A 24,098-nucleotide genomic window follows, 5' to 3' on the forward strand; every position below is an offset into this window, starting at 1 on the left:
TTTTATACATATTTATATAAGGTTTTATTTAGATAATTACGAAAATAAGTGATTAACTGAATAGGACCTTATTTTTAGGTAAAAATATAATTGCATAATATTGAAATAAACTATATAATAGAAAAGTTAATATTTATGATAACGGAAAGGAAATAAATAATTTATGAATACAATAAAATTTGAAGATTTACCAATAAGTGAAGAAATAAAAAGATCAGTGGCGGAACTAGGATTTGAGGAGCCATCTCCGATTCAAGTTCAGTCTATACCAGTAATTTTAACAGGAAAAGATGTTATAGGACAAGCGCAAACGGGAACAGGAAAGACGGCAGCTTTCTCTATACCAGTGTTAGACATGGTGGATCCTAACAAAAAAAGTGTACAGGCAGTAGTATTATGTCCTACAAGAGAACTTGCGATTCAAGTTTCTAGTGAAATGAAAAAATTAGGTAAATATAAAAGTGGAATAAAGACACTTCCAGTTTACGGCGGACAACCAATAGATAGACAAATAAAATCATTAAAGAGCGGAGTACAAGTAGTAATAGGAACACCAGGACGTGTTATAGACCATATAAATCGTAGAACTTTAAAAATGGACGAAGTGAAAATGTTAGTTCTTGATGAAGCGGATGAAATGTTAGATATGGGATTCAGAGAAGATATTGAGTTAATATTAGAACAAACTCCAGCTGAAAGACAAACGACTTTCTTCTCAGCGACAATGTCGAAACCTATATTAGAATTAACTAAAAAATACCAAGATGATCCTCAGTTAATAAAAATAGTAAGAAAAGAATTAACTGTACCAAATATAAAACAATACTATATAGAAACAAGAAGAGCTAATAAATTAGAAGTATTATGTAGATTAATAGATGTATATAATCCAAAATTATCAGTAGTATTTTGTAATACAAAAAGAGGATCTGATGAGTTAGTTAGTGAATTACAAGCAAGAGGATATTTTGCAGATGCTCTTCATGGAGATTTAAAGCAAACTCAAAGAGATATAGTAATGGATAAATTCAGACAAGGTACAATAGATATACTTGTTGCTACAGATGTTGCAGCTAGAGGTATAGATGTTGATGATGTTGAAGCTGTATTTAACTATGACCTTCCACAAGACGAAGAATACTATGTACACAGAATCGGTAGAACAGGTCGTGCTGGTAGAGAAGGTATATCTTTCTCATTTGTATTTGGAAAAGAAGTAAGAAAAATGAAAGATATCGAAAGATATACAAAATCTAAATTAGTTAGACATGATATACCAACAATAGCTGATGTTGAAGAAAAGAAAGTAACTGCATTCTTCAAACAAGTTAAAGAAACAATAAAAGAAAGTAACTTATCAAAGCAAACACAATGGCTAGAAAATCTTTGTGAAGAAGAAGGATTAGAAGTTATAGAAATAGCAGCAGCTCTTGTTAAACTTGCGTTAGGTGACGAAGAGAAAGCAGAAATAATAGAAGAAAAGTCAAGCTACAGAGATGAGTCTGGAAGAAGAGGACGTAAAGACAGAGATAGAGGCGAAAGAGGCGACAGAAGCGATAGAAAACGTAGTAGAAGTGCTGAAGCTGGAATGGTAAGATTATTTATCAACGTTGGTAAAAACCAAAGAGTACAAGCTAAAGATATTGTTGGAGCAATAGCTGGAGAAGCAGGAATTCCAGGTAAATTAGTTGGAACAATAGACATATATGACAAATATACATTTGTAGAAGTTCCAAAGGAAAATTCTAAAAATGTATTAGATAAAATGAAAAATATAAAAATTAAAGGTAATAAAATTAATATAGAAAAAGCCAATACAAGAAGAAAATAATATAAAAAAGAGTAACTTGATTTATTAAATTGAGTTACTCTTTTTGAATATAAATACTGATAAGTTTATAGCTTTAGTTATTAATATATGTGGAATATACAATACAAATGGTATGAATTTATGATATAATTTATATAAGATGTTAGTATAATTATTATAATATGAAATCTTTTCTATTTGTATGTATACAGGTGTATACACCTTTTAATGACATTAGAAGAAGGACGTTAAAATAGGAGTGATCTATTCATTTAAAAATTCAATTCTATACGACATTAAAAATTTAGTCAGAAGTATTGTGATAATTGTAATAACAGATTATTTTACTTATTTTAAACAAATATAACACTTTTGTATTTGTTTAAATCTGATAGTTATATAAATTAAAAAGATAGACTATATTAAATTAATGATAAATGGCAGTACAAGTAAATAAAATAATTATCATTTTTAATACCTCCATACACATGGATCACTTATTTATGTGTCTAGCTAGAATAGTAGGAGGAAATTTTATGGATAATAAATTTGATGTAAAAAAATTAATACAAATAGGTTTGTTAATAGCAATAGAGGTTATTTTAACAAGATTCTGTTCTATACAAACACCAATAGTTAGAATAGGATTTGGGTTCTTACCAATTGCAATAATAGCAATGATGTATGGACCATTAAGTGCTGGTATAGCATATACAATAGGAGACCTTTTAGGAGTTGCATTATTTCCGTCGGGAGCATTTTTCCCAGGGTTTACATTAACAGCGTTTTTAACAGGAGTAGTATATGGAGTATTTTTATATAATAAACCAAAAACATGGCCTAGAATAATAGGCGCAGTTTTAACTGTATGTCTTGTTTTAAATTTAGGATTAGACACTTATTGGCTATCTATAATGATGGGTAAAGGCTATGTAGCATTATTACCAACTCGTATAATGAAAGCTGCTCTTATGATACCAGTACAATCACTTATCATAGGAATCATATGGAAAAAAGTTGTTATAAAATTTGTGAAAGTATCACATGCTTAATTTTTAAATTATATTTTAAATGCAAACAATAGAAAATTAATTATATCAAATAATTTAGTAATAAATATAGTAGATAATTTACTTGAAAGTGATATAGCTGCTAAAATTTATTAAGTAATGACGTAATCAGGATATAGTGTGTAGCAGAGCAACCACTGCGAATTTAGATAGGGTAAAATGGTTGTATAAAAAATTCATACCAAAACCAGAATGGCTAGGACTGGAGAAAATGTCTATCAATTATAAATTTAATAGCTTTAGTGTAAGTAACAAGTGTCTAAGAGTATTTTTATACCTTTAGACACTTTTTTATTTGAAAAATTATTAATTAGAAGAATATAACAAGTAAATTATGGAAATACATAATGTATAGGTAATAATAGGTTGTTACGATGTTATGAATATTAGCAATATACATAATATAACAAAACTAGTTAAATTTCATTGAAGGATACAAAAGACTTTACTAGAATTGATTAGTTGTAAATCTTTCATAAGGGGGGAAATATATGATTAAATGTTATCTTGAAGATAAAATTTTATTAGTAGAAATTTTGTCTGCTGAACTTGATCATCATGTAGCAAGAGATGTTCGAGAAGAAGTAGATTCAATTTTAATGAAGAAGCAAATTGATTATATAATATTTGATTTTCAATATGTAAATTTTATGGATTCTTCTGGAATAGGAGTAATAATTGGAAGATATAAAAAAATAGTCAACCATGGTGGTAAAGTATCTGTTATAAATATGAATTCTAGAGTGAAAAAATTATTTAATTTATCTGGAATGAGCAAAATTATTAATATTTACGATACCTTTGAAGATGCAATAAATTCTTAATTAAAAGGGGGAACTTTTAGGATGAGTAATATTTTGGAGGTTAAGTTTTCTGCAAAATCAGAAAATGAAAGTTTATCTAGGGTAATTGTTGCATCTTTTGCAGCAAAATTAGATCCAACAATAGAAGAACTGTCAGATATTAAAACTGCTGTATCAGAAGCAGTAACAAATGCCATTATACATGGATATGATGAAGATGATTCAAAATTTGTTTACCTAAGATGTGAAATCGAAGATAGAGCAATAAAAGTAGTTGTAGAAGATAGAGGAAATGGTATAGAAGATGTAGAGGAAGCAATGCAACCTATGTACACATCTAAGCCAGAGCTTGAAAGATCAGGCATGGGATTTTCATTTATGGAAAGCTTTATGGATAGCTTAGATGTGGTTTCTATAAAGGGAGAAGGAACTAAGGTAGTAATGACTAAAACTATAGAATTACCTAAATAAAGTCAAAAAAGGATAGAGGTTTGAATATGAGTGTAGTTGCTAAAAAAGAAGAAAAAAGACACTTGCTTAGTCATGAAGAAACCTTAGAATTACTAGAAAAAGCTCAAAATGGTGATGAAGAAGCTAAGGAAGTGCTCATATCAAACAACTTGGGATTAGTCAGAAGCGTTGTATCTAAATTTTCTAATATAGGATATGAAAGAGATGACTTATATCAATTAGGCTCTATAGGACTAATAAAAGCTATATATAAGTTTGATCCAACATTTAATGTTAAGTTTTCTACATATGCTGTACCTATGATTCTTGGAGAAATAAAAAGATACTTAAGAGATGATGGAATGGTGAAAGTATCTAGATCACTTAAGCAATTAGCAATAAAAGCAAAAGCGCAGGGAGAAGCTTTAACAAAAAAACTTGGCAGAGAACCAACAGTTGAGGAAATTGCAAAAGAACTAGAAGTAGAAAAAGAAGATTTAGTAATGGCAATGGAGGCAAATTTCTCTGTAGAATATTTACATGGAGTAATACATGAAGAAGAAGGCTCTCCAATTTGTTTAATAGATAAAATTAGTTTAAAAGAAGAAAATAACGAAGAAAAAGTAGTAGATAATATATTATTAAAAGAAGTACTAGGAAGGTTAGAAAAAAGAGAAAGACAGATAATTATGCTTAGATATTTTGAAGATAAAACTCAAAGTGAAATTGGAGAAATCTTAAATATATCTCAAGTTCAAGTTTCAAGAATAGAAAAAAAAGTTTTATTAAAATTAAAATCTTATATAAGTTAATTTAAGTACAATAAAGTTCCTTTGAAAAATCAAAGGAACTTTTTTAGTTATAGAAATATTTTGTTTATTTTTTACGTTTCTTCAAATAATAAATATATATTGCATTTAATTCTTTATAAAAATTGGAGGGAAAAACATATGGCTGATAAGCAACTAGATAAAAATGAATATAAAAAATATGTAGAAAAAATGAGCCCTAAACCAGCTTATTTAAAAAATTGTATAATGGCTTTTTTAGTAGGAGGACTAATTTGTTGTATAGGACAGGGAATTAATGATATTTATATGAAAATCATTAATTTGGATAAGTTAGCAGCAGCTTCTGCCACATCCATGACATTAATTTTTTTAGGTGCTTTTCTTACAGGTTTAGGAGTTTATGACCTTATAGGAAAAAGAGCAGGAGCAGGGTCAATTATTCCCATAACAGGTTTTGCAAATTCAATTGTATCTCCAGCTATGGAATTTAAAAAAGAAGGATATGTAACAGGAGTAGGAGCAAATTTATTTAAAATAGCAGGTCCGGTTTTAGTGTATGGTATTTCATCATCCATAATATGCGGACTACTGTATTACTTCATAAAATTGATTTTTTAATAAATTGGAAATTAACATTTAAGGATGTGAAATTATGAATAAAAAAAGAATTGGAAAAAGAACTATAAAATTAAACAATATGCCTACTATTATTGCAGCTTCCTCTATAGTAGGTCCCAAAGAAGGACAAGGACCTTTAAAAGATAAATTTGACTTGATTTTGTCTGATGATTTATATGGAGAGAAAACTTGGGAACTAGCAGAAAGTAAAATGGTGCAAACTGTGATGAAAATGAGTGTGGAAAAAGCAAACAAAACTCTGGAAGATGTAGATTTTCTATTTGGAGGAGATTTAATAAATCAATTATTTCCAGCATCTTTTGCAGCTAGGGAATTAGGTGTACCTTTCTTTGGGATATATGGTGCTTGTTCTACCATGTCAGAAGGGCTGTGCTTAGGTTCTATGGCTATAGACGGAGAATATGCTAAGTACGTACTATGTGGAACTTCTAGCCACTACTGCACAGCAGAGAGGCAGTTTAGATTCCCTCTAGAATTAGGAAATCAAAAACCAATGACAGCTCAGTGGACAGTTACAGGTGCTGGTAGTGTTTTACTTACTAAAGACGGCGAAGGACCCAAGATCAAATATATTATACCTGGAAAAGTTATAGACAAAGGAATTGATGATGGAAATAATATGGGTGCAGCAATGGCTCCAGCAGCAATAGATACCATATATTCATATTTTCAAGATACAAAAGATGATCCTAATAGTTTCGATATTATTGCAACTGGAGATTTAGGTAAACTTGGGAAAGAAATAGTAATAGACTTACTAAAAGAAATGAAGCTAGATATATCTAAGGTATACACAGACTGTGGTATAGAGATTTTTAATTTGAAAGAACAAGACGTACACTGTGGTGGAAGTGGATGTGGATGCTCCGCCTCAGTATTTTGTTCATATATATACGATAAATTACTTAAAAAAGAATTTAATAAAGTTATGCTTGTATCAACAGGTGCTTTATTATCTCCAACAAGTGCACTCCAAAAGCAAACTATACCATCGGTAGCTCATGGAGTAGTAATTGTAAATGAATAGGAGGTATGGCTTATGTTATTAGACTATATAAAGGTATTTATAGTTGGTGGGTTAATATGCGTAATAGCTCAAATAATGATGGATTATTTTAAGATGCAAACACCTTATGTAATGGTTACTTATGTAAGTTTAGGAGCTATCTTAACATTTTTAGGTGTATATGAACCAATAGTTAATTTTGGTGGTTCAGGTGCTACAGTACCTATAATAGGATTTGGGTACTCCTTGGCAAAAGGAGTTATGAAGGGAATAGAAACAGATGGGTTCTTAGGAATATTTACAGGAGGAATAACTGCTACAGCTGGCGGTGTGGCAGCTGCAATATTCTTTGGTTATATAATATCTGTAATATTTAACCCAAAGACAAAACCATGATAAAAAAACTTCCTTAATAATTAAGGAAGTTTTTTTATTTATATATTTATTTATTCATTAACTTGCTCTGTATTTTCTGTTGTATTGTCTACTGGTTTATCTCCTGAATTATCTTCATTGCCTCCACCAGTGTTATTACCACCATTATTAGTATTGCCGTTGTCGCCATTGTTCTCATCTGGATTTTCAGGAGTCGTTGGCTCTTCTGGTTTTTCTGTATTATTTTCATCTGGAGGATTATCACCATCACCAGCATCACCAGTATTTGGCTTTTCTTCAGCAGGTTCTTTTTTTTGAACTGGAGGTGCTTGGCTACTTGCGCGTTCAGGAGAAGTTCCTTCAATAAATGCAGCGTTCACACCATAAGAAGAAGTTCCACCATCTGATGGATTTATCTTAGCAAAATAAACACCTTCAGGTTTAGTAAAGTTTTCTACAAGTGTTAAGTTTTTGTGTATAGGAGCCATAACGCTTGACCAAAGAGAAGCGGCTGCAGAACTTGTTCCAACAACACTTTGTCTTGCTTTTCCTGTTCCTGCGTCATCACCTATATATGTTGCTCCAACATAGTATGGAGTATAACCAACAAACCATGCATCTAAAGCATCATTAGTAGTACCAGTTTTACCTGCAACGGCCATTTTGCCTAGAGCAGCATTTTTACCAGTTCCTTCTTTAATAACTGCTTGAAGCATATCAGTTATAACAAAAGCTACATCTTCACTAACAGCTCTACTTTCTTGTGGGTTAGATTTAGCTATTAAATTACCATCATAAGTTTGAATAGTAGTAAATACTGTAGGTTCTACATAAGTACCGCCATTAGCTAGTGTACCATAAGCAGCAGCCATCTCTAGTGGAGATATACCATAAGACATACCACCTAATACTAAAGAAGGAAATTGTCTATCTGTATCCTTATCAGTTTTGCTATCTTTTAAAGTAGTTATACCAAAATTTTTAAGGTAATCTATCATTACATCAATAGCTTCGTTAGATGAGCCACCTAATGTTTCAGCAACTTTTACTGCAATAGTATTTGATGACCAGGCTAAAGCCTTACGTGCACTCATCATACCAGATCCAGCAGTAGTAGTTTTTGGATTCCAGCCATTATGATCAAATTTATATCCTCCTCTAGCGTCACTAAATGGAGTAGACTGTGTAGTTTCTTTAGTGTCTATAGCAGGAGTATAAACTGATAAAGGTTTTATAGTTGATCCAGGCTGTTTTGGATTAGTAGCCCTGTTTAAAGTTCTTTTACCTTTAACATATCTACCACCGATTAAGGACTTAATTTGACCTGTTCTGTAGTCTAATATAACCATGGCTGATTGAGGTTGAACAACTCCATCAGCACCATTTCTAGTTTGAGGGAAATTACCTTTATTATTATATTGTGTTTCTAGGTTTTTTTGCATACCAGCATCTATAGTAGTAGAAATTCTAAGTCCACCATTATAGTACATATTTTGTGCTTCTTCTTTTGTATATCCTTGATTCATTAAAGCGTCTACTACTTCAGAATAAACGTAATCTTCAACAGAAGAAACAACTGTCTCTTTAGCTTTTGGTAACTTTATCTTAATTGGAGCAGCTACTTCTTTGTCATATTGATCTTGTGTAATATATCCTAATCTTAACATTTTAGATAAAATAGCTTTTTGCTTTTCTTTAGCAGCCTCTCTAGGTGCAGCTTTTCTAACAACAATAGTTTTACTAAGCAATTGATTATATGTTTCTTTGTCGATTAGTTGCCAAGAGTATATTTTATTTATCATTTGTAATTCAGCTTCATTAGGTTCATCCCAAGTATCATCTGTTGTATTAGTATAGAATAATAATTTATTTTCTACATCTTCTTTAGTTTCAGTTCCATCTAATTTTTCTTTTATATATGGTGAATATCTACTTGGATTGTTAGTAGAAGCCATTAATAAAGCAGCTTCACCAGCCGTTAATTCATCGGCTGATTTACTAAAGTAACCTTGAGCAGCAGCTTCAGCACCATATAAACCATTACCAGCATAAAAATTATTTAAGTAAGCAAGTAATACATCGTCTTTGGACATTGTCTTGCTCATTTCAAAAGCATAGTAAATATCTTTTATTTTACGAGTTATACTTTGTTCTTGAGATGTAATTAACATCTTTGAAACCTGCATTGGTATTGTGGAACCACCTTGTTTATTACCCATAAGAGTATTTATTACAGAACGTGCTAAACCTTTCATGTCAACACCATTATGTTCATAAAAACGCTCATCTTCTGCAGATATTAAAGCATGTTGTAAATCCTTACTTATCTTCTTTATGTCAGCTACAGGTTCTTTTTTGTCAGAAGTTTGCGCTTTTGCTAGTAAATTGCCATCAGCATATAAAATTTCTGTTGTTTGGTATGTTTTTTTATCTAAGTAAGCTTTGTTAATAGCTTCTGTATTTCTAAGTGAAGCAAACACAATTCCAGACGTGGCTGCCACACCTACTACTAAAAGTACTAGAAATACTAAAGCAACTGTTTTAACACCTTTAAATCTTCCAGATTTTTTTTTGCTAGAAGTTTTTCTTTTACTACTAGTTCTACTGGAATTGCTAGATTTGCTCGATTTACTCGAGGCCTGAGATGTATTTCTTTTATCTGAAGAGCTTACTTTTCTTCTCTTGATTTTATTCTTATCATCACGATTATCTCTTCCCATAAGATTAACCTCCTTATTTTAATGAATAATTATAACATATTTAAGGATTTTTACAAAATATCCTTTATGCTGATTTCAGTTTAAGTAAAAGATACAATATAATTATACATTTATAATATACAAATAATAAAGTAAAATTATTGATTTTATACAATAATTAGTAAAAATATTTGATTTTAAGTATAACATTAAATTATGTTAATATTTATATTTTCACAAAATAATTAAAAAATATTTATTTATATTCTAGTTTATATTGTTAGTATTAACTATTTCTAAGATATTTAAAAAAGTTTTAAAAAAAGAACTGCTTAAAAGCAGTTCTTTTAATGAGATTCTTCTAACATCCATTTAATATAAACACCATATCCTACAGTAGGATTGTTTTCTAAAGCGTGTGATACAGCACCAACAATTTTATTACCTTGTACTATTGGAGTTCCACTCATTCCTTGTACAATACCACCAGTTTCTCTTAAAAGCTGAGGATCAGTAATTTTAATTTTAATTCCTTTAGAATCAGGTTTTCTTTGTTTTTCAATATTAATTATTTCAATGTTGTATTTCTTACAAGTGTTACTTTTATTTTGTAAAATAATTTGTGCTTTACCTAATTTAACTTCATCTACTTCAGCAACTCTATATTTTTTGTGATTAGATAAATCAATATTATCAACAGAACCTTTAATACCAAAAGTAGTATTATCATCAAATTCACCAATCACATTATTTTTTGTAGCATTTATACAACCTACATTACCTTTAGAAGACTTTCTGATATTTAAATTATCAGTAAAAGAAATACAACCTTTTTTTATAGGAATTTTTTTAGTAGTTCCAATGTTAATAGAGTGAGCTACTGCACCAAATTCCTTTGTTTCAGGATTAATATAAGTTAAAGTAGCAAAACCTGATATTAAGTTATTAAAATTAACTCTTTCTAAGGCATTTTTATCACATTTTAAACAAAAAACTGAATTTTCTCTTCTTATTAAAACTGATATGTCATCTGTTTTGGTTAAGGAAGAGATAACGTAATTAAAATCTTCGTAAGAATTAATATCATTATCTTCAACTTTTAGAATAGAATCGCCCATTTTTAAAGGACAACCATTAATTTCATTTCTGACAATGATATTTTTTAATTGTGCATCAATTTGCAGTATATTTCCCATTGGTATTAAGTATTCGCAATCGCTTTTTTCTAAGGATTGTGAATAAATAAAATTATTTGAGAAAAAATATAGAAAAACATAAAAAAATATTAAAACTAAACCATTAATTTTATTTATTATTTTTTTAAAAGTAACTTCATCTTTTGAATTTTTATTTAAAATATAAAACACCTTCTTTCTGTCATGTGTTCATGCTGGTGCTTTAATATTATGTTGCGCATTATAAAAGTTTTAATCCTTGGAAATGAGTTTCAAGAAGGGCGAAGATTTCATAAAAAAACAAAGGATAATTTAAAATGGCTAAATTTGAAGGACGAAAAAATAAAAGAAATAAAAACATGTAATTTATTGTGAAATATGTTTTTATTTCTTTTTTTTGATATTTTTTTTATTAATATTCTTTTTAGAAGTAGTTAAAGCTACATCTGGAACTGGAGGAACGAAAACAGAAGTGTTATCATCACCAGAGTTGCACACATCAATAGATGCGATTAAAGCAAGTTCATCAGATAAGACTGCGAAAAATGAAGCTAAAATATTTATATCATCACCAGATAACTCTTCGCCTAAAGCAATCGCTAAGGTTGAAGCCAATACAATATAATCTACAGAACTAAAAGAACAAAGTTTAGACGTATTATCTGTATTAGCATTTTCATTACGGCTATTTGTTTTTTTATATTTTTTTCTTTTATTATATTTCTTTTTTTGTGAATTCATATATTTAACCTCTTAATAAAGTTTTATAATTACTTGTAAATCTAGATATATAAATATATATGTTAAAAATACAAAATAAAAAACTAAGAAGATAAATAAGCCAATGGAAAGTGGAAATAATAACTTATATTAAATATTATAGAAGAAGAAAGGAAGGATTATGAAAGTTTATAGAGTACTTCTCATTATAATTATGCTTTTAGGAATGATTTTTATAGGAAAGTCAGACCCAATGAAAAACTTATATAAAAATAGTGCATCTATAATTACAGGATTAAAAATAGATGATAAAAACAAAGACTCAACTAAAAATGAAAGCTCAAATAAAAAAGAAAAAGTTGAGAAATATTTAATTTGCATAGACCCAGGTCACCAAGCTAAAGGTGATTGGAAAAGTGAACCTATTGGTCCAGGTTCATCATACCAAAAAGCTAGGGTTTCTTCAGGTACAGTTGGGATAAGTACAAAAAAACCAGAATATATTTTGAATTTAGAAGCATCTGAAGTTTTAAAACATATATTAATAAGTAAAGGTTTTGAAATTATTATGACTAGAGAAAGTCATGATGTAAATATAAGTAATTTAGAGAGAGCTACATTTGCCAACGATCATAATGCAAATATGGTGATTAGAATCCACGCTGATGGTTCTGACGATACATCGATAACAGGTGCATCTATTTTAATTCCATCACAAAAAGGTAAATACACATCATCAATCTTCGAGGCTAGCTACGAATGTGCCAATTTAATAAAAAATAAAATGGATCATGGAGGATTCAAGGTTAATGGAATCTTTGAAAGAGATGACTTAACAGGATTCAATTGGTCTAAGGTGCCAGTAGTATTAGTAGAAATGGGTTTTATGAGTAATTATAATGAAGATGAAATGATGTCTAACAAAGATTATCAAAGAAAAATGATGCAAAGTGTTGCTGACGGAGTAGAAGAGTATTTTCAGACTAATTAAAGTGGTGATATAAATGAAAAATCGTTTAGAAAAGACTTGCGGTAGGATAATAACCCAAACTTTTAGAGTAGTTAATCCTATTAAAAAGAAAATAATAGATACAAACTGCGAAGTACATTTATTTATTCAAAAGAGTGCATTAGATGTACTAAGAGATGAAGGATATGAAAAACAGTTTCAATTTTATAATAATTTTGAGTCATATATAAACAAAGGGTTAGTATGGGCTGATCAAGATTTTAAGTCATATTTTCATTTTTATAATCCAGAAGACAAAAGAGGAATGTATGGACATACTACAAATGCCATGACATTGGCAAATACTTATTATAAAAATGCATTGCACTTTATTAATAAAAATGATTATGTAAATGGAATGGCTTATTTTGGGGCTATGTGCCATGTAATTCAAGATGTAACCATACCTCAACATGCGAAAAGAAAACTATTAGATAGTCATAAACAATTTGAGAATTATGTAAAATTAAATTATAGAAAAGTAAAACGCTTTAAAACTAAGGAAGGTCCTTTAGTTTATAGCAGTGTAAGCGATTATATAGAATCTAACTCTAGAAGTGCTTTGAACTTTGACTATATGTACAAAAACATACATGAAGATAAAACTAAGTTTTATTTAGTAGCTTTTAATGCACTAAATCTTGCCCAAAAAAGTACAGCTGGCTGTATGCTAATGTTTTATGATGATTTAGATATGATAAGAAAAAAAGAAAAAGCAAATGAAAATAAATATAATTAATAAATAAAAGAGTTAACTTAAAAAATTAAGGTGACTCTTTTTATTTATATAAACATATTGCAATTATTGAAAAAGGTAAAAATAATAAATATACATTTTTATTAAAATGAAATATAATAGTATAGATATTATAGACAAAAAATTTATGAAGAGGTGTGAAAATGCTTGTAGTAGAAAATGTCAGTCATGGATTCGGGGCTAGAGTTATACTAGAAAATGTATCTTTTAGACTTAAAAAAGGTGAACATATAGCACTTGTTGGTGCAAATGGAGAAGGTAAATCTAGTTTTTTAAATATAATAACAAAAAAACTTATGCCAGACGCAGGAAATATAAAATGGTCTTCAAGGGCAACTGTTGGTTACTTAGATCAGCATTCAGTTCTTGAAAAAGGAAATACAATAAAAGATATTCTTAGAGGTGCTTTTAAGCATATGTTTGAATTAGAGCAAGAAATGCTTGCTATGTATGATAAAATGGGAGAAGCAAGTGACGAGGAGATGACTAAGCTTCTTGAGGAAACTGCTGAAATACAAACAATATTAGAAAATAGTGGATTCTATACAATAGATGCAAAAATCCAAGAAGTAGCTAACGGATTAGGTCTTGGAGAGGTTGGATTAGATAGAGATGTTGATGATTTAAGTGGAGGACAAAGAACAAAAGTACTTTTAACTAAATTACTTTTAGAAAGTCCGACAATACTTATACTTGATGAGCCTACTAACCACTTAGATGAGGAACATATAGTATGGCTTACTAGATATCTTCAAGAATACGAAAACAGCTTTATCTTAGTATCACATGATGTTCCATTTATAAATGATACTTGTAACGTAATTTATCATATAGAAAATGGTGAGCTTACTAGATACAAAGGTAATTACGATGAGTTTGTAAGACTTAATGAAATTAAGAAAAAACAAGAAGAAAGTGCTTACGAAAGGCAAGTTGAAGAAAGAAGAAAGCTTGAAGATTTCGTTCAAAGAAATAAAGCAAGAGTAGCTACTCGTGGGATGGCAAACTCAAGACAAAAAGTTTTAGATAAAATGGAAGTTTTAGAAAGACCAAAAGAGAAAATAAAACCAACATTTAATTTTAGAAATGCTAGAGCAGCTTCAAGATTCATATTCCAAACAGATAACTTAGTATTAGGTTACAATGATCCTTTAACTAAACCATTAAACTTCCAATTAGAAAGAGGACAAAAAATAGCTCTTAAAGGAATGAATGGTATAGGTAAATCTACATTACTTAGAACTTTACTTGGAATGCAAAAAGCATTTGATGGTTCAGTACAATTAGGCGATTATTTAGAAGTAGGATATTTCGAGCAAGAGTCTTCAAAGGATAATTATAACACTGCCTTAGACGATGTATGGAATGAATATCCAGTATTAACAAATTATGAAGTAAGACAAGCATTAGCTAAGTGTGGTCTTTCAAATGAGCATATAACTTCTCAAGTTAGGGTTCTTAGTGGGGGAGAAGCAGCTAAGGTTAGACTTTGCAAACTAATGCTTAAAGATATAAACTTCTTAGTGCTAGATGAGCCGACTAACCACTTAGACGTAGAAGCTAAGGATGAATTAAAGAAAGCAATTAAAGAGTTCAAAGGAACTGTTTTATTAGTTTGTCATGAACCTGAATTCTACAGTGATATAGTAGATGATGTGTGGAATATAGAAGATTTCACTACTAAAATAGTATAAATTTAATTTTAAAAATATGAGCAACGGTATATTTATATATCGTTGCTTAAACAATATAAAGGGTAATATAAAATTTATTTCAAGGGGAGTATAAATGAAAAAATTACTAAATATCTTAATTTCATTTTCACTGGCTATTTTTATAATTAGTGGTTCAGTCATATTAGGTTTAAGATGTAAGAGTTTATATTATTATGATGTTAAAGAATTAAACATAAGTGAAATGAGTGGATTTACTGAAGAAGAGATTAAGCAAAACTATGATTATTTAATTGATTATAATCTAAACAAAAATGTGGAAGAATTTCATTTGCCTACGATTAAATATTCTAAAGAAGGAAAAATTCATTTTGAAGAAGTAAGGAATATTTTTCAAATAGTTAAAAAGGTATTTTATATAAGTGGTCTAATTTCTGTTTTGGGAGTTATTCTAAGTATTAAAAATAAAAATATGAAATTTTTAAATACTGCATCTATAATGACCATACTATTGCCTATAATTACGGCAATTCCACTAATGATTAATTTCAATTATTTCTTTATAAAATTCCATGAGACAGTATTTTCAAATGATTATTGGATTTTTGATCCAAGTATAGATCCAGTAATTAATATGTTGCCACAGGATGTGTTCTTTCATATAGGAATATTTATTTTAGCTATAATACTTATGATCAGTATTTTACTACAAATATCTTATAAAGTACTAAATAAAAGATATAAATAAAAGCGAGCTCATATTGAGTTCGTTTTTATTTATATGCTAATGATGGGTTTTACAATTATATAAGGGGAAGGTAGTATGTTTAAAAATAAAATTAAAACCGTAAAAATAATTAAAAATAATTTAAATACATCTAACTTAGCAACATGCTCAGATGCGAAGTTGGTACACATAAACGGGATAGGCTCGCTTAAGGAAAATACTAAAGAAATGAAAGATTCTTATTATGGATATAGATATTTATCAAATATTACTTTAAATGAAGTACCATTAATTCAAATTAATGCACCTGGGTGTCCAACATGTGCAAGTTTATTAGCTACAGGTTATGGAATAGAAAATACAAATTGTAGTGAATTAAACGAAATTAGAGATAGGATTAATTCAGATTTTATAAATTTGGATAAATCAATATTAGATTTATCTCCACTGTTAAAACTTTTAGAAAGTGGATTGTATGTTATAGTAGATATGATGTGTTATCCTACAAATGGTGAAGGCGATTTCTTTTGGGATATTCCTAATGATATGACTGAATATGAAGCAACAGCAGGTGTTTTGTTAACGGATGAGGATAATGAGTACGATTATGTTGGAAGCCAGCCAGTATTTATTTATCCAACTCAAAATACAGATTGTTTCAGTGAAGAAAGAGTAACTTATTATATGGATAAATATAAAAATACAGATACAATTCCTCGTGCCATTGCATATAATTGCAGTGAATTTATGAATGTATTATTAGATGGTCATCATAAAGCGTGTGCAGCCACATTGTTAGAAAAGCCTGTACATTGTATCACAATAATACCATTCAGTGGGTGTAGTTATACATTTGAAAATGATGAAGAGAAAATAGAATCTTTAAATTTTTCATCATTTGAAATTAGTGCTGATGATATCCCTAAAAATTATTTATCTAAAATAAGTAAAAGACGAAAAAAACTTAAAATGGAAGTAGTTAACTTATTTGAAAGTAATATTATAAATAAGAATTGGGAAAGTAAATATATAGAGTCTGCTTCTAATTATCCAACTGTTGCACAGTATGCTGATATGGTAGCCGTGGATGTTAATGAGATAACAGATAAGCTTATAGAAGACTGTTTGAATAATTTAGTTGGAGAAAACATAAATAAAATAAAATATATTATTTTTGTATTGGATAATAAAAAAGATCCTCGTGTAAAAAATATAGCTTTACAATGTGCTAAGCAGCTGAATTATTGTAAATTAAAAGTACAAGTTTTTAAAGTATTAAATAGAATGAAAAATGATGAAGAAATAGAACAGTTTTTTGTTGATTATTTAATTGAAGATAATGATACTCACAGCTTATTAGTTAAAATAGCAAATTCTTATTGGGATTAATACTGATTAGAAAAATAGTAAAAACTATGCTTTAATAAAAATTATCGAGGCATAGTTTTTTCATAAAATTAATCATTTTTTTTAGTTATATTAATAATATCTTGAAATTTTCCAATAATATAATCATAATTATCTCTTCTGTGAGGAAGATTGCAGTTAGAACAATCTTTAATACCACTATCAGTATATTTGAAGTTGCCTCCACACTTATCTTTTAAAGCATAAAGGGGACAATAACAAAATAGACAATTAAAATTGTCAGGGTCATTTGTTTTATGACAAGGAAAGTATTCACATTCTTTATGACTAAAGAATTTATAATTTTCACTCATAAGATAAAACCTCCTATTATTAATAATTTAATTATACTAAATATTAACTTTAATGGTATAATTATAAAAAAATTATTATTTATTTAATTGCAAAAAATATAGCAAACAAAATGATTTTAAACATATACATACATTAAGATAAAGAGGTGTAAAAATGGAAAAACAACAAGAAAGAGCCTTACTTATAGGACTTAATATAACAACAAATGTTAAAAAAATAGATGACATAGATATAAATGAATCAATGGAAGAGTTAAAAGAATTAACAAAGGCTGCTGGAGCAGAAGTTGTGGGAAGCTTAATTCAAAATAGACCATCTATTGATGTGGCATATTATGTTGGAAAAGGTAAGGTAGAAGAACTTAGAGCATATTGTGAAGCTACTGAAGCTACTATGGTAATATTCAACGACGAGTTATCAGGAGCTCACATAAGAAACTTAGAAGAAGCTGTAGGTAGAAAAGTTATAGATAGAACTACACTTATATTAGATATATTTGCTCAAAGAGCCCTAAGTAAAGAAGGTAAACTACAAGTTGAACTTGCTCAACTTAAATATAGAATGCCAAGACTTTATGGAATGGGTGGAGAGATGAGTAGAACTGGTGCAGGGATTGGAACAAGAGGACCAGGAGAACAAAAACTAGAAATAGACAAAAGAGTTATATTAAATAAAATAGCAGATATAAGAAGAGAACTAAAAGAAGTATCAAAAAATAGAGAAACTCAAAGAGTTCAAAGAATGAAATCAAATATGCCAATAGTTGCATTAGTTGGATATACAAATGCAGGAAAATCCACTTTATTAAACGAATTAATAAAAACACATAAAGACTATGAAGAAGAAAAAGAAGTATTTGTAAAAAATATGCTTTTTGCTACATTAGATGTAACTTTAAGAAAAGCAACTCTACCTAATAAAAGAGACTTCCTAGTTGTAGATACAGTTGGATTTGTAAGTAAACTGCCACATGACTTAGTAAATGCATTCAAAGCTACACTAGAAGAAGTACAATATGCAGATTTAATACTTCATGTTATTGATGCAACTAATAATAGTTATGAACTTCAAAAACAAACAACAGAATCTGTTTTAAAAGATTTAGAAGTTGGCGATAAGAAAACAATTATAGTATATAACAAAGTTGATAAGCTAGAACTTGATATTTATCCAAAAAATCAAAAAGATAAAGTATATATTTCTGCAAAAAAAGGAATAAATATGGATAAGTTATTAAAACTAATTGAAGAAGCTTTGATGGAGGATACTTATGAAGTAAGTCTTTTACTTCCTTATGAAAGAGGAGATATATTCAGTAAATTAAAAAATAAATATAATGTTAATGATTTTAATTATGAAGAAAATGGTATTTCTGTTGATGTAAATTTAGATGAAGAAGATTATAATATATATAAGGACTATATAAAATAATTTTGGGTAATAAAATGGATATAAATTGGAGTAATATGGATCAACTTGAAGATCACTTCATTACCTATCTTCTTTATAAAGAGTCCAAAACAGTACCACAAATAAGCAAAATTAGAAACATATCTGAAATTGAAGTAAAGGATCAACTAATTAAGGCAAAACTAGAGATAAAGTCAATGTCTAAGAATAAAATTGAAAGCTCTAAAGATATATTAGATAAGTATTTGGAGCTAGATAAATCTGAAAGGCTTGATTTTATTGAAGAGTTGGGGTTAGATGAAGACAGAATGTTAAAGTTCAAAAGAGAGCTTTATAAAAGAATCAGGCTAGAAAAAAATGCTGAAGATCTAATAATTTTAATATGGACTACTGGGGAATTAAAAGAGGAAAAATATTTAGATTTATTGCACTCTCTAACAATGCATCGACATTCAGATGTTAGAAGAATTACATATTCAGCTATTAGAAAAATCCAGTCACCTAAAAGTAGATCATGCTTAGAAAAAGGACTATACGATTCTAATCCACAGACTAGACAATATTGTGCAAAAGCTTTATCTGTAGTTGGAAATAATAATAGTTTACAAATTTTAAAAAAACTATTATTAAAAAGTAATCACGAAAAAGAATATGTATTAAGAGCTTATGAAGAAGCAATTATAGCTCTTGAGGAAGAACGTTTTTAGTAGTATCAGCAACAGACAACTTAATAATTAATTGTTATCAGAGATTTATCTCCGCAATTTAACAAAATGTAATGAAAAATAATTCAAAGGTTAATAGGAGGGGTTTTAAAATGATAGTAAGACGTTGTGCAGGTGGAGTTGTTTTTTACGCAAATAAAGTACTTTTATTAAAAAATGATAGAAATGAATGGACATTACCAAAAGGAAAAGTCATTGAAGGTCAATTGGCATCAGATAGTGCTGTAAGTAGAGTAAAGAATGAGACAGGAGTAGATGCTTGTCCGATGGTAGTAGCAGGAGATACTATGTATGAATTTTACTCAAGAAGTAGAAAACAACAAGTTTGTAATGCTATAGTTTGGTACGTAATGGAAGCTGAAAACTCAGAATACATAATAAGAGAAGATTTTTTAGATGGTGGCTTCTTCAAAATAAAAGATGCCATGGATATGTTATCTCATAATAAGGAAAAAGCCTTAGTTGATGTTTCATATAAAAAATATAAAGAAGAAAAGAAAAGTAATACAGAAATTGCAAAATAAAATATAATATAATTAAATAAGCAAATTCAAGAAAGGGTAAATCCCTTTCTTTTTTATAATATAGGAGGAATTCATGAGTAGTTATAAAACATTACATAAGTTTGGATCAGATGAGTATATAGTTGAAAAATCAACGTTTATAGGATATGCAAAATCTATAAATACAGAACAAGAAGCTATAGATTTTGTTAATGAAATAAAGAAAAAACACAAGGATGCCACTCATAATGTGTGGGCTTATACTGTTGGGGAAAATATGAACATACAAAGGTATAGTGATGACGGCGAACCTCAAGGTACAGCAGGTATCCCTACTTTAGAAGTTATAAAAAAGGAAGATTTAAGAGATGTGGTAGTTGTTGTAACCAGATATTTTGGAGGAATAAAATTAGGCGCGGGAGGGTTAGTTCGTGCTTATACTAAAGGTGCAAAAATAGGAATAGAAGCAGGAATTGTAATTGAAAAAGTTAAATATACTGAAGTAAGGATTAAAATTGAATACACACAACTTGGTAAAATACAAAATGAAATAATGAATCTTGGTTTTACAGTTAAAGATACTGTATATTCAGAAGATGTGGAAATAATAGTATACTCAAGAGTTAAAGATGTACAATCATTAACGGAAAGAATGATTGATATAACAAGCGGAACAGCAGACGTAAGTTTAGGAGATGAATATTATTTATCAGAAAAGGATGGTGAATTAATATTATAAATTAGTTTGTAAAAAAGAAAGCAAACTAATTTAGGATGAAAAAATACATTACTGGGGGTAGCTATGTTAAAAAATATAGTATTAATTATTTTATGTAATTTATTAATGTATTTTATCATAATGATAGTCACAAGAATTAATAGAAAAAGATATAATAGGTATTCTACTGAGAAAAGTAAAGAGAATAAGATAAAAGAATTAAATGCAAAAGTAAGTTACTTAGAAAAGAAATTATTTATTCAAGATATTTTAAATCACATAAATATAGAAAGCGAAATTAATGAGAAAATTTACTATGCCAATAAAATCATTGAAGCATACAAAGGTGAACCTATAGGGTACTATTTTAGGGGAAATTTATATATAGAGTTTGAAAGATATGAAGATGCAATAAAAGATTTTGATAAAACTATTCAACTTGATAATAAATACAAAGAGGCATATAGATGTAAAGGTGTTTGTTTATCTAGGCAAGGCTATTATTATGACGCTTTACAAAATTATAAAAAAGCTATAGAGATTGATGAAAATTATGAAGTAGTTCATTATAATATGGGCGTTTGTTATTCTAAACTAAAAAAATATATAAAGGCTATAGACTGTTACACAAAGGCTTTAAACTTGGATCAAAATGATATTAGTGCATATTATAATCGAGGAAGAAACTATAGTAGAATAACCAGATATGAAGATGCCATATCAGATTTCACAAAAGCCATAGAGTTAGAAAAATTTGATGATAGACTATATTATAATAGAGGAATTGCTTATTCACTTTTAGAAAGACATGAAGAAGCACTAAAAGACTATAAAAATGCTATTGATATTAATCAAGACTTTGCAGATGTATATTATTATGCAGGTTTTTCTTACTATTTGTTAGAGGAGTATTATGAGGCTATAGAGTATTTTAATACAGCATTGGAAATGAATAGTGAATATGAGCAAGCCTACTATGGCAGAGCTTTGGTTAATTTAAAAATAGATAATTATAAAGAAGCAATAAAAGATCTTAATGAAGTGTTATATTTGAATCATGACAATGCAAAGGCCTATTATAAAAGAGCTATTGCTTTAGATAATTTAGAAAGATATGAAGAAGCAATAAAAGATTTTACAAAAGCTATTGAGTTAGATTATAAAGATGAAAATATTTATTATAATAGAGGTACCTCTAAATCACTGATAAGAGATTTGGAAGGGGCAAAAAAAGATTTAACTACTGCTTTAAGTTACAATGCTGAAGAGTTTAGGATATATGATGTAAGAGGTATGATAAATTTAGAGCTTGAGGAATATGAAGAAGCTATAGATGACTTTACTTCTTCATTAAATTTGCTTCAAAGTTCTATATCCTATTACTACAGAGGTTTAGCGTATTGTGAACTGAAAAAATATGATAATGCCATATCTGACTTTACAAAATCCATAGAAATAGATCCAGATGATTTAAAAGCATATCAAAATAGAGGGGATGCTTATTGTAATATGGGAAATTATGATGAGGCAATAAAAGATTTTTCTATGGTATCTCAGTTGGAAGAAAACTTAAAATAAAATTCTAGGTACTAGATCTTATGAAAGATATAGTACCCTTTTTATTTATTATTGTTATCATAAATACCTTTTTTTATTTCATATAGTCCTATGAAAAATAAAAATACTCCAAAGGATTTTCGTAGTATTTCTGAGTTTAGATATTCAGCTAATAAAGAGCCACCCATGGCAGCTGCCATACCGAATATGGCTATGGGAAGCACTAGCTCATATTCTACATTTTTATTTCTTATGTGGATAATTAATGCTGCAATAGTCATTGGTATGGAAGAAATTAAGTTTATGCTTTGTGCTAACTTAGGGTCTATATTTGCTAATAAGACCAAGGCGGGAATTAGTATGGTACCACCGCCCATTCCCATTCCACCAATAATTCCAGCAAAAAATCCGATTATACCAACAAGCATTAAAACACCATCCTACATGCTGCAATTATCATTACTACTCCAAATCCAATTCTTAAAAATTTGCCATTTACCTTGTTTAAAAGTTTTGCACCAATAATACCACCAATAATACTGCCTATAGCTGCTTGTACAGTTAAATTTATATCGAAGGTACCTTTTGATATGTAAATAACTGAACTAGTTGTAGACAAGAATATAATTACTGCAAGAGCAGTAGAGTGGGATTTATGCTCTTCTACTTTTAAAACATTGTTTAGTATTGGAACTAATAAGGTTCCACCACCAGAACCAAAAACACCATTGATAAATCCAGTAAATAAACCTATTACAGAATTTTTAATATTAAAAGGAGTGGATTGTTTTTTCATAAAAATTCACCTACCTTGAATTAGTTTTGACCAAAACAGGAATTTTATTTAATAAATAATGAAATTCTGTTAAAAGATTATTTAATATAATGTATACAAAACATAATAAGGATATATGCTATAATAGACTTAAAAATGTTTAGTGAAAGGGGCAAAATTATGAACAGAAGTGAAAAAATTAAAAAAACTGTTGAATGGCTAAGAGAAAAGGTAAAGGAAGCTAACTGCAAAGGATTAGTAGTTGGAGTTTCAGGAGGAATAGATTCAGCAGTAGTTGCAAACCTTATAAAAAGAGCATGTCCGGATAATTCTATAGGTGTTATAATGAGCATAAATAGCAATCCAAAAGATAGAGAAGATGCACTTAAAGTAATTGACGGATGTAAAATTGATTATATAGATCTTGATTTAACGCAACCACAAATGCAAATTAGAAATATAGCGTTAAATGCATTGAAAGAAAAAAACTTATTTAATCCAGATGGAGAAAGAACAGCAGATTCCAACTTAAGAGCTAGAGTTAGAATGTGCGCACTATACACTGTTGCAAATGATTTAGGGTATTTAGTTGTGGGAACAGATAATGCAGCAGAGGTTCATACTGGTTACTTTACTAAATACGGAGATGGTGGAGTAGATTTAGTACCTCTTGCAAACTTAACAAAAGCTGAAGTTTATGAATGGGCAAAAGAGCTTGGAGTACATGATGATGTAATAAACAAAGCTCCATCAGCAGGCTTGTGGGAAGGTCAAACTGATGAAAATGAAATGGGGACAACTTATAATATGATAGACAAAGTAGTTGAAGGAAAAAGAGATGAAGTTCCTCAAAAGGACTTAGAAATAATAGATAGACTTCATAGAATCAGCGAGCATAAGAGACAAGTTGCTCCTAAACCACCAATATTTGACTAAATTTAATATAAAAATCTTAATAATAAGTACATACATTTACTAATTTGA

At 29.0% G+C, this 24,098-nt stretch carries 25 protein-coding genes; 19 read left to right on the plus strand and 6 right to left on the minus strand.

Going from position 1 to position 24,098, the window contains the following annotated elements; translation table 11 throughout:
- Positions 1-163: 163 nt before the first annotated feature.
- The 8 genes from JW646_RS11015 to spoVAE all read left to right on the plus strand — a co-directional run bounded on the left by JW646_RS11015 (position 164) and on the right by spoVAE (position 6,965).
- Entirely contained in the window at positions 164-1,831 is a 1,668-nt protein-coding gene (locus tag JW646_RS11015; protein WP_206925510.1) for a DEAD/DEAH box helicase, read from the plus strand.
- A gap of 515 nt (positions 1,832-2,346) precedes the next feature.
- Positions 2,347-2,862: a folate family ECF transporter S component gene (locus tag JW646_RS11020; protein WP_074919921.1), complete on the plus strand. Its 516-nt coding sequence runs from the start codon at positions 2,347-2,349 to the stop codon at positions 2,860-2,862.
- Positions 2,863-3,371: 509 nt separating this feature from the next.
- Entirely contained in the window at positions 3,372-3,704 is a 333-nt protein-coding gene (spoIIAA, locus tag JW646_RS11025; RefSeq protein ID WP_074919920.1) for an anti-sigma F factor antagonist, read from the plus strand.
- Positions 3,705-3,725: 21 nt separating this feature from the next.
- Positions 3,726-4,154, plus strand: coding sequence for an anti-sigma F factor (spoIIAB, locus tag JW646_RS11030; RefSeq protein ID WP_018592097.1), 429 nt, complete (start codon positions 3,726-3,728; stop codon positions 4,152-4,154).
- A 26-nt stretch (positions 4,155-4,180) separates the two neighbouring features.
- Positions 4,181-4,945 carry an RNA polymerase sporulation sigma factor SigF gene (gene sigF, locus JW646_RS11035; RefSeq protein ID WP_074919919.1) on the plus strand — a complete coding sequence of 255 codons (765 nt, stop codon included), beginning with the start codon at positions 4,181-4,183 and terminating at the stop codon, positions 4,943-4,945.
- A 138-nt stretch (positions 4,946-5,083) separates the two neighbouring features.
- A complete protein-coding gene (spoVAC, locus tag JW646_RS11040; RefSeq protein ID WP_148558206.1) occupies positions 5,084-5,542 on the plus strand; it encodes a stage V sporulation protein AC in 459 nt (152 codons plus the stop codon).
- Between the two features lie 34 nt (positions 5,543-5,576).
- Positions 5,577-6,590 carry a stage V sporulation protein AD gene (gene spoVAD, locus JW646_RS11045; RefSeq protein ID WP_074919917.1) on the plus strand — a complete coding sequence of 338 codons (1,014 nt, stop codon included), beginning with the start codon at positions 5,577-5,579 and terminating at the stop codon, positions 6,588-6,590.
- 12 nt (positions 6,591-6,602) lie between these two features.
- Entirely contained in the window at positions 6,603-6,965 is a 363-nt protein-coding gene (gene spoVAE, locus JW646_RS11050; RefSeq protein ID WP_074919916.1) for a stage V sporulation protein AE, read from the plus strand.
- Between the two features lie 50 nt (positions 6,966-7,015).
- On the opposite strand, the gene JW646_RS11055 is transcribed toward spoVAE, so the two are convergent.
- The 3 genes from JW646_RS11055 to JW646_RS11065 form a co-directional block, all read right to left on the minus strand.
- Entirely contained in the window at positions 7,016-9,664 is a 2,649-nt protein-coding gene (locus JW646_RS11055; RefSeq protein ID WP_228415214.1) for a transglycosylase domain-containing protein, read from the minus strand.
- 326 nt (positions 9,665-9,990) lie between these two features.
- On the minus strand, positions 9,991-10,839 hold the full coding sequence (locus JW646_RS11060; RefSeq protein ID WP_228415215.1) for a SpoIVB peptidase S55 domain-containing protein: 849 nt from the start codon (positions 10,837-10,839) through the stop codon (positions 9,991-9,993).
- 363 nt (positions 10,840-11,202) lie between these two features.
- Entirely contained in the window at positions 11,203-11,559 is a 357-nt protein-coding gene (locus tag JW646_RS11065; RefSeq protein ID WP_074919913.1) for a hypothetical protein, read from the minus strand.
- A 160-nt stretch (positions 11,560-11,719) separates the two neighbouring features.
- On the opposite strand from JW646_RS11065, the gene JW646_RS11070 reads away from it, so the two are divergent.
- The 5 genes from JW646_RS11070 (at position 11,720) to JW646_RS11090 (ending at position 17,093) form a co-directional block, all read left to right on the plus strand.
- On the plus strand, positions 11,720-12,529 hold the full coding sequence (locus JW646_RS11070) for an N-acetylmuramoyl-L-alanine amidase family protein (RefSeq protein WP_074919912.1): 810 nt from the start codon (positions 11,720-11,722) through the stop codon (positions 12,527-12,529).
- Between the two features lie 13 nt (positions 12,530-12,542).
- Entirely contained in the window at positions 12,543-13,286 is a 744-nt protein-coding gene (locus JW646_RS11075) for a zinc dependent phospholipase C family protein (protein ID WP_074919911.1), read from the plus strand.
- A 155-nt stretch (positions 13,287-13,441) separates the two neighbouring features.
- Entirely contained in the window at positions 13,442-14,998 is a 1,557-nt protein-coding gene (locus JW646_RS11080) for an ABC-F family ATP-binding cassette domain-containing protein (RefSeq protein ID WP_316719570.1), read from the plus strand.
- A 94-nt stretch (positions 14,999-15,092) separates the two neighbouring features.
- On the plus strand, positions 15,093-15,725 hold the full coding sequence (locus JW646_RS11085) for a TIGR01906 family membrane protein (protein ID WP_228415216.1): 633 nt from the start codon (positions 15,093-15,095) through the stop codon (positions 15,723-15,725).
- 75 nt (positions 15,726-15,800) lie between these two features.
- Positions 15,801-17,093 carry a hypothetical protein gene (locus JW646_RS11090; protein WP_228415217.1) on the plus strand — a complete coding sequence of 431 codons (1,293 nt, stop codon included), beginning with the start codon at positions 15,801-15,803 and terminating at the stop codon, positions 17,091-17,093.
- A 68-nt stretch (positions 17,094-17,161) separates the two neighbouring features.
- On the opposite strand, the gene JW646_RS11095 is transcribed toward JW646_RS11090, so the two are convergent.
- Positions 17,162-17,425 (minus strand): cysteine-rich small domain-containing protein, encoded by a 264-nt coding sequence (locus tag JW646_RS11095; RefSeq protein WP_228415218.1) that lies wholly within the window; start codon positions 17,423-17,425, stop codon positions 17,162-17,164.
- Positions 17,426-17,579: 154 nt separating this feature from the next.
- Between JW646_RS11095 and hflX the strand changes: the two genes are divergently transcribed.
- The 5 genes from hflX to JW646_RS11120 all read left to right on the plus strand — a co-directional run bounded on the left by hflX (position 17,580) and on the right by JW646_RS11120 (position 22,360).
- Entirely contained in the window at positions 17,580-18,857 is a 1,278-nt protein-coding gene (gene hflX / locus JW646_RS11100; protein WP_074919908.1) for a GTPase HflX, read from the plus strand.
- 14 nt (positions 18,858-18,871) lie between these two features.
- The gene (locus tag JW646_RS11105) at positions 18,872-19,543 is read left to right on the plus strand and encodes a HEAT repeat domain-containing protein (RefSeq protein WP_074919907.1); all 672 of its coding nucleotides are present in this window, start codon (positions 18,872-18,874) and stop codon (positions 19,541-19,543) included.
- Between the two features lie 110 nt (positions 19,544-19,653).
- A complete protein-coding gene (locus JW646_RS11110; RefSeq protein WP_074919906.1) occupies positions 19,654-20,085 on the plus strand; it encodes an NUDIX domain-containing protein in 432 nt (143 codons plus the stop codon).
- A gap of 73 nt (positions 20,086-20,158) precedes the next feature.
- Positions 20,159-20,803 carry a YigZ family protein gene (locus JW646_RS11115; RefSeq protein WP_074919905.1) on the plus strand — a complete coding sequence of 215 codons (645 nt, stop codon included), beginning with the start codon at positions 20,159-20,161 and terminating at the stop codon, positions 20,801-20,803.
- 63 nt (positions 20,804-20,866) lie between these two features.
- Positions 20,867-22,360 carry a tetratricopeptide repeat protein gene (locus tag JW646_RS11120; RefSeq protein ID WP_074919904.1) on the plus strand — a complete coding sequence of 498 codons (1,494 nt, stop codon included), beginning with the start codon at positions 20,867-20,869 and terminating at the stop codon, positions 22,358-22,360.
- A gap of 41 nt (positions 22,361-22,401) precedes the next feature.
- Here JW646_RS11120 and JW646_RS11125 read toward each other — a convergent pair whose 3' ends face one another.
- Both JW646_RS11125 and JW646_RS11130 read right to left on the minus strand, forming a co-directional pair.
- Positions 22,402-22,767, minus strand: a complete 366-nt coding sequence (locus JW646_RS11125) for a sulfite exporter TauE/SafE family protein (protein ID WP_074919903.1) — start codon at positions 22,765-22,767, stop codon at positions 22,402-22,404.
- Complete coding sequence (locus tag JW646_RS11130; RefSeq protein WP_074919902.1) at positions 22,767-23,135, minus strand: sulfite exporter TauE/SafE family protein; 369 nt, start codon at positions 23,133-23,135, stop codon at positions 22,767-22,769. Before JW646_RS11130 ends, JW646_RS11125 begins: the two co-directional genes overlap by 1 nt.
- A gap of 156 nt (positions 23,136-23,291) precedes the next feature.
- On the opposite strand from JW646_RS11130, the gene nadE reads away from it, so the two are divergent.
- Positions 23,292-24,050: an NAD(+) synthase gene (nadE, locus tag JW646_RS11135; protein WP_408647792.1), complete on the plus strand. Its 759-nt coding sequence runs from the start codon at positions 23,292-23,294 to the stop codon at positions 24,048-24,050.
- Positions 24,051-24,098 lie beyond the last annotated feature (48 nt).

The organism is Terrisporobacter hibernicus, assembly GCF_020809405.1.
Taxonomy (GTDB): domain Bacteria; phylum Bacillota; class Clostridia; order Peptostreptococcales; family Peptostreptococcaceae; genus Terrisporobacter; species Terrisporobacter petrolearius.

Coding starts and splice junctions, on each gene's coding strand:
- JW646_RS11015 (WP_206925510.1), top strand. CDS start 164: ATGAATACAATAAAATTTGAAGATTTACCAATAAGTGAAGAAATAAAA.
- JW646_RS11020 (WP_074919921.1), top strand. CDS start 2,347: ATGGATAATAAATTTGATGTAAAAAAATTAATACAAATAGGTTTGTTA.
- spoIIAA (WP_074919920.1), top strand. CDS start 3,372: ATGATTAAATGTTATCTTGAAGATAAAATTTTATTAGTAGAAATTTTG.
- spoIIAB (WP_018592097.1), top strand. CDS start 3,726: ATGAGTAATATTTTGGAGGTTAAGTTTTCTGCAAAATCAGAAAATGAA.
- sigF (WP_074919919.1), top strand. CDS start 4,181: ATGAGTGTAGTTGCTAAAAAAGAAGAAAAAAGACACTTGCTTAGTCAT.
- spoVAC (WP_148558206.1), top strand. CDS start 5,084: ATGGCTGATAAGCAACTAGATAAAAATGAATATAAAAAATATGTAGAA.
- spoVAD (WP_074919917.1), top strand. CDS start 5,577: ATGAATAAAAAAAGAATTGGAAAAAGAACTATAAAATTAAACAATATG.
- spoVAE (WP_074919916.1), top strand. CDS start 6,603: ATGTTATTAGACTATATAAAGGTATTTATAGTTGGTGGGTTAATATGC.
- JW646_RS11055 (WP_228415214.1), bottom strand. CDS start 9,664: ATGGGAAGAGATAATCGTGATGATAAGAATAAAATCAAGAGAAGAAAA.
- JW646_RS11060 (WP_228415215.1), bottom strand. CDS start 10,839: ATGGGAAATATACTGCAAATTGATGCACAATTAAAAAATATCATTGTC.
- JW646_RS11065 (WP_074919913.1), bottom strand. CDS start 11,559: ATGAATTCACAAAAAAAGAAATATAATAAAAGAAAAAAATATAAAAAA.
- JW646_RS11070 (WP_074919912.1), top strand. CDS start 11,720: ATGAAAGTTTATAGAGTACTTCTCATTATAATTATGCTTTTAGGAATG.
- JW646_RS11075 (WP_074919911.1), top strand. CDS start 12,543: ATGAAAAATCGTTTAGAAAAGACTTGCGGTAGGATAATAACCCAAACT.
- JW646_RS11085 (WP_228415216.1), top strand. CDS start 15,093: ATGAAAAAATTACTAAATATCTTAATTTCATTTTCACTGGCTATTTTT.
- JW646_RS11090 (WP_228415217.1), top strand. CDS start 15,801: ATGTTTAAAAATAAAATTAAAACCGTAAAAATAATTAAAAATAATTTA.
- JW646_RS11095 (WP_228415218.1), bottom strand. CDS start 17,425: ATGAGTGAAAATTATAAATTCTTTAGTCATAAAGAATGTGAATACTTT.
- hflX (WP_074919908.1), top strand. CDS start 17,580: ATGGAAAAACAACAAGAAAGAGCCTTACTTATAGGACTTAATATAACA.
- JW646_RS11105 (WP_074919907.1), top strand. CDS start 18,872: ATGGATATAAATTGGAGTAATATGGATCAACTTGAAGATCACTTCATT.
- JW646_RS11110 (WP_074919906.1), top strand. CDS start 19,654: ATGATAGTAAGACGTTGTGCAGGTGGAGTTGTTTTTTACGCAAATAAA.
- JW646_RS11115 (WP_074919905.1), top strand. CDS start 20,159: ATGAGTAGTTATAAAACATTACATAAGTTTGGATCAGATGAGTATATA.
- JW646_RS11120 (WP_074919904.1), top strand. CDS start 20,867: ATGTTAAAAAATATAGTATTAATTATTTTATGTAATTTATTAATGTAT.
- JW646_RS11125 (WP_074919903.1), bottom strand. CDS start 22,767: ATGCTTGTTGGTATAATCGGATTTTTTGCTGGAATTATTGGTGGAATG.
- JW646_RS11130 (WP_074919902.1), bottom strand. CDS start 23,135: ATGAAAAAACAATCCACTCCTTTTAATATTAAAAATTCTGTAATAGGT.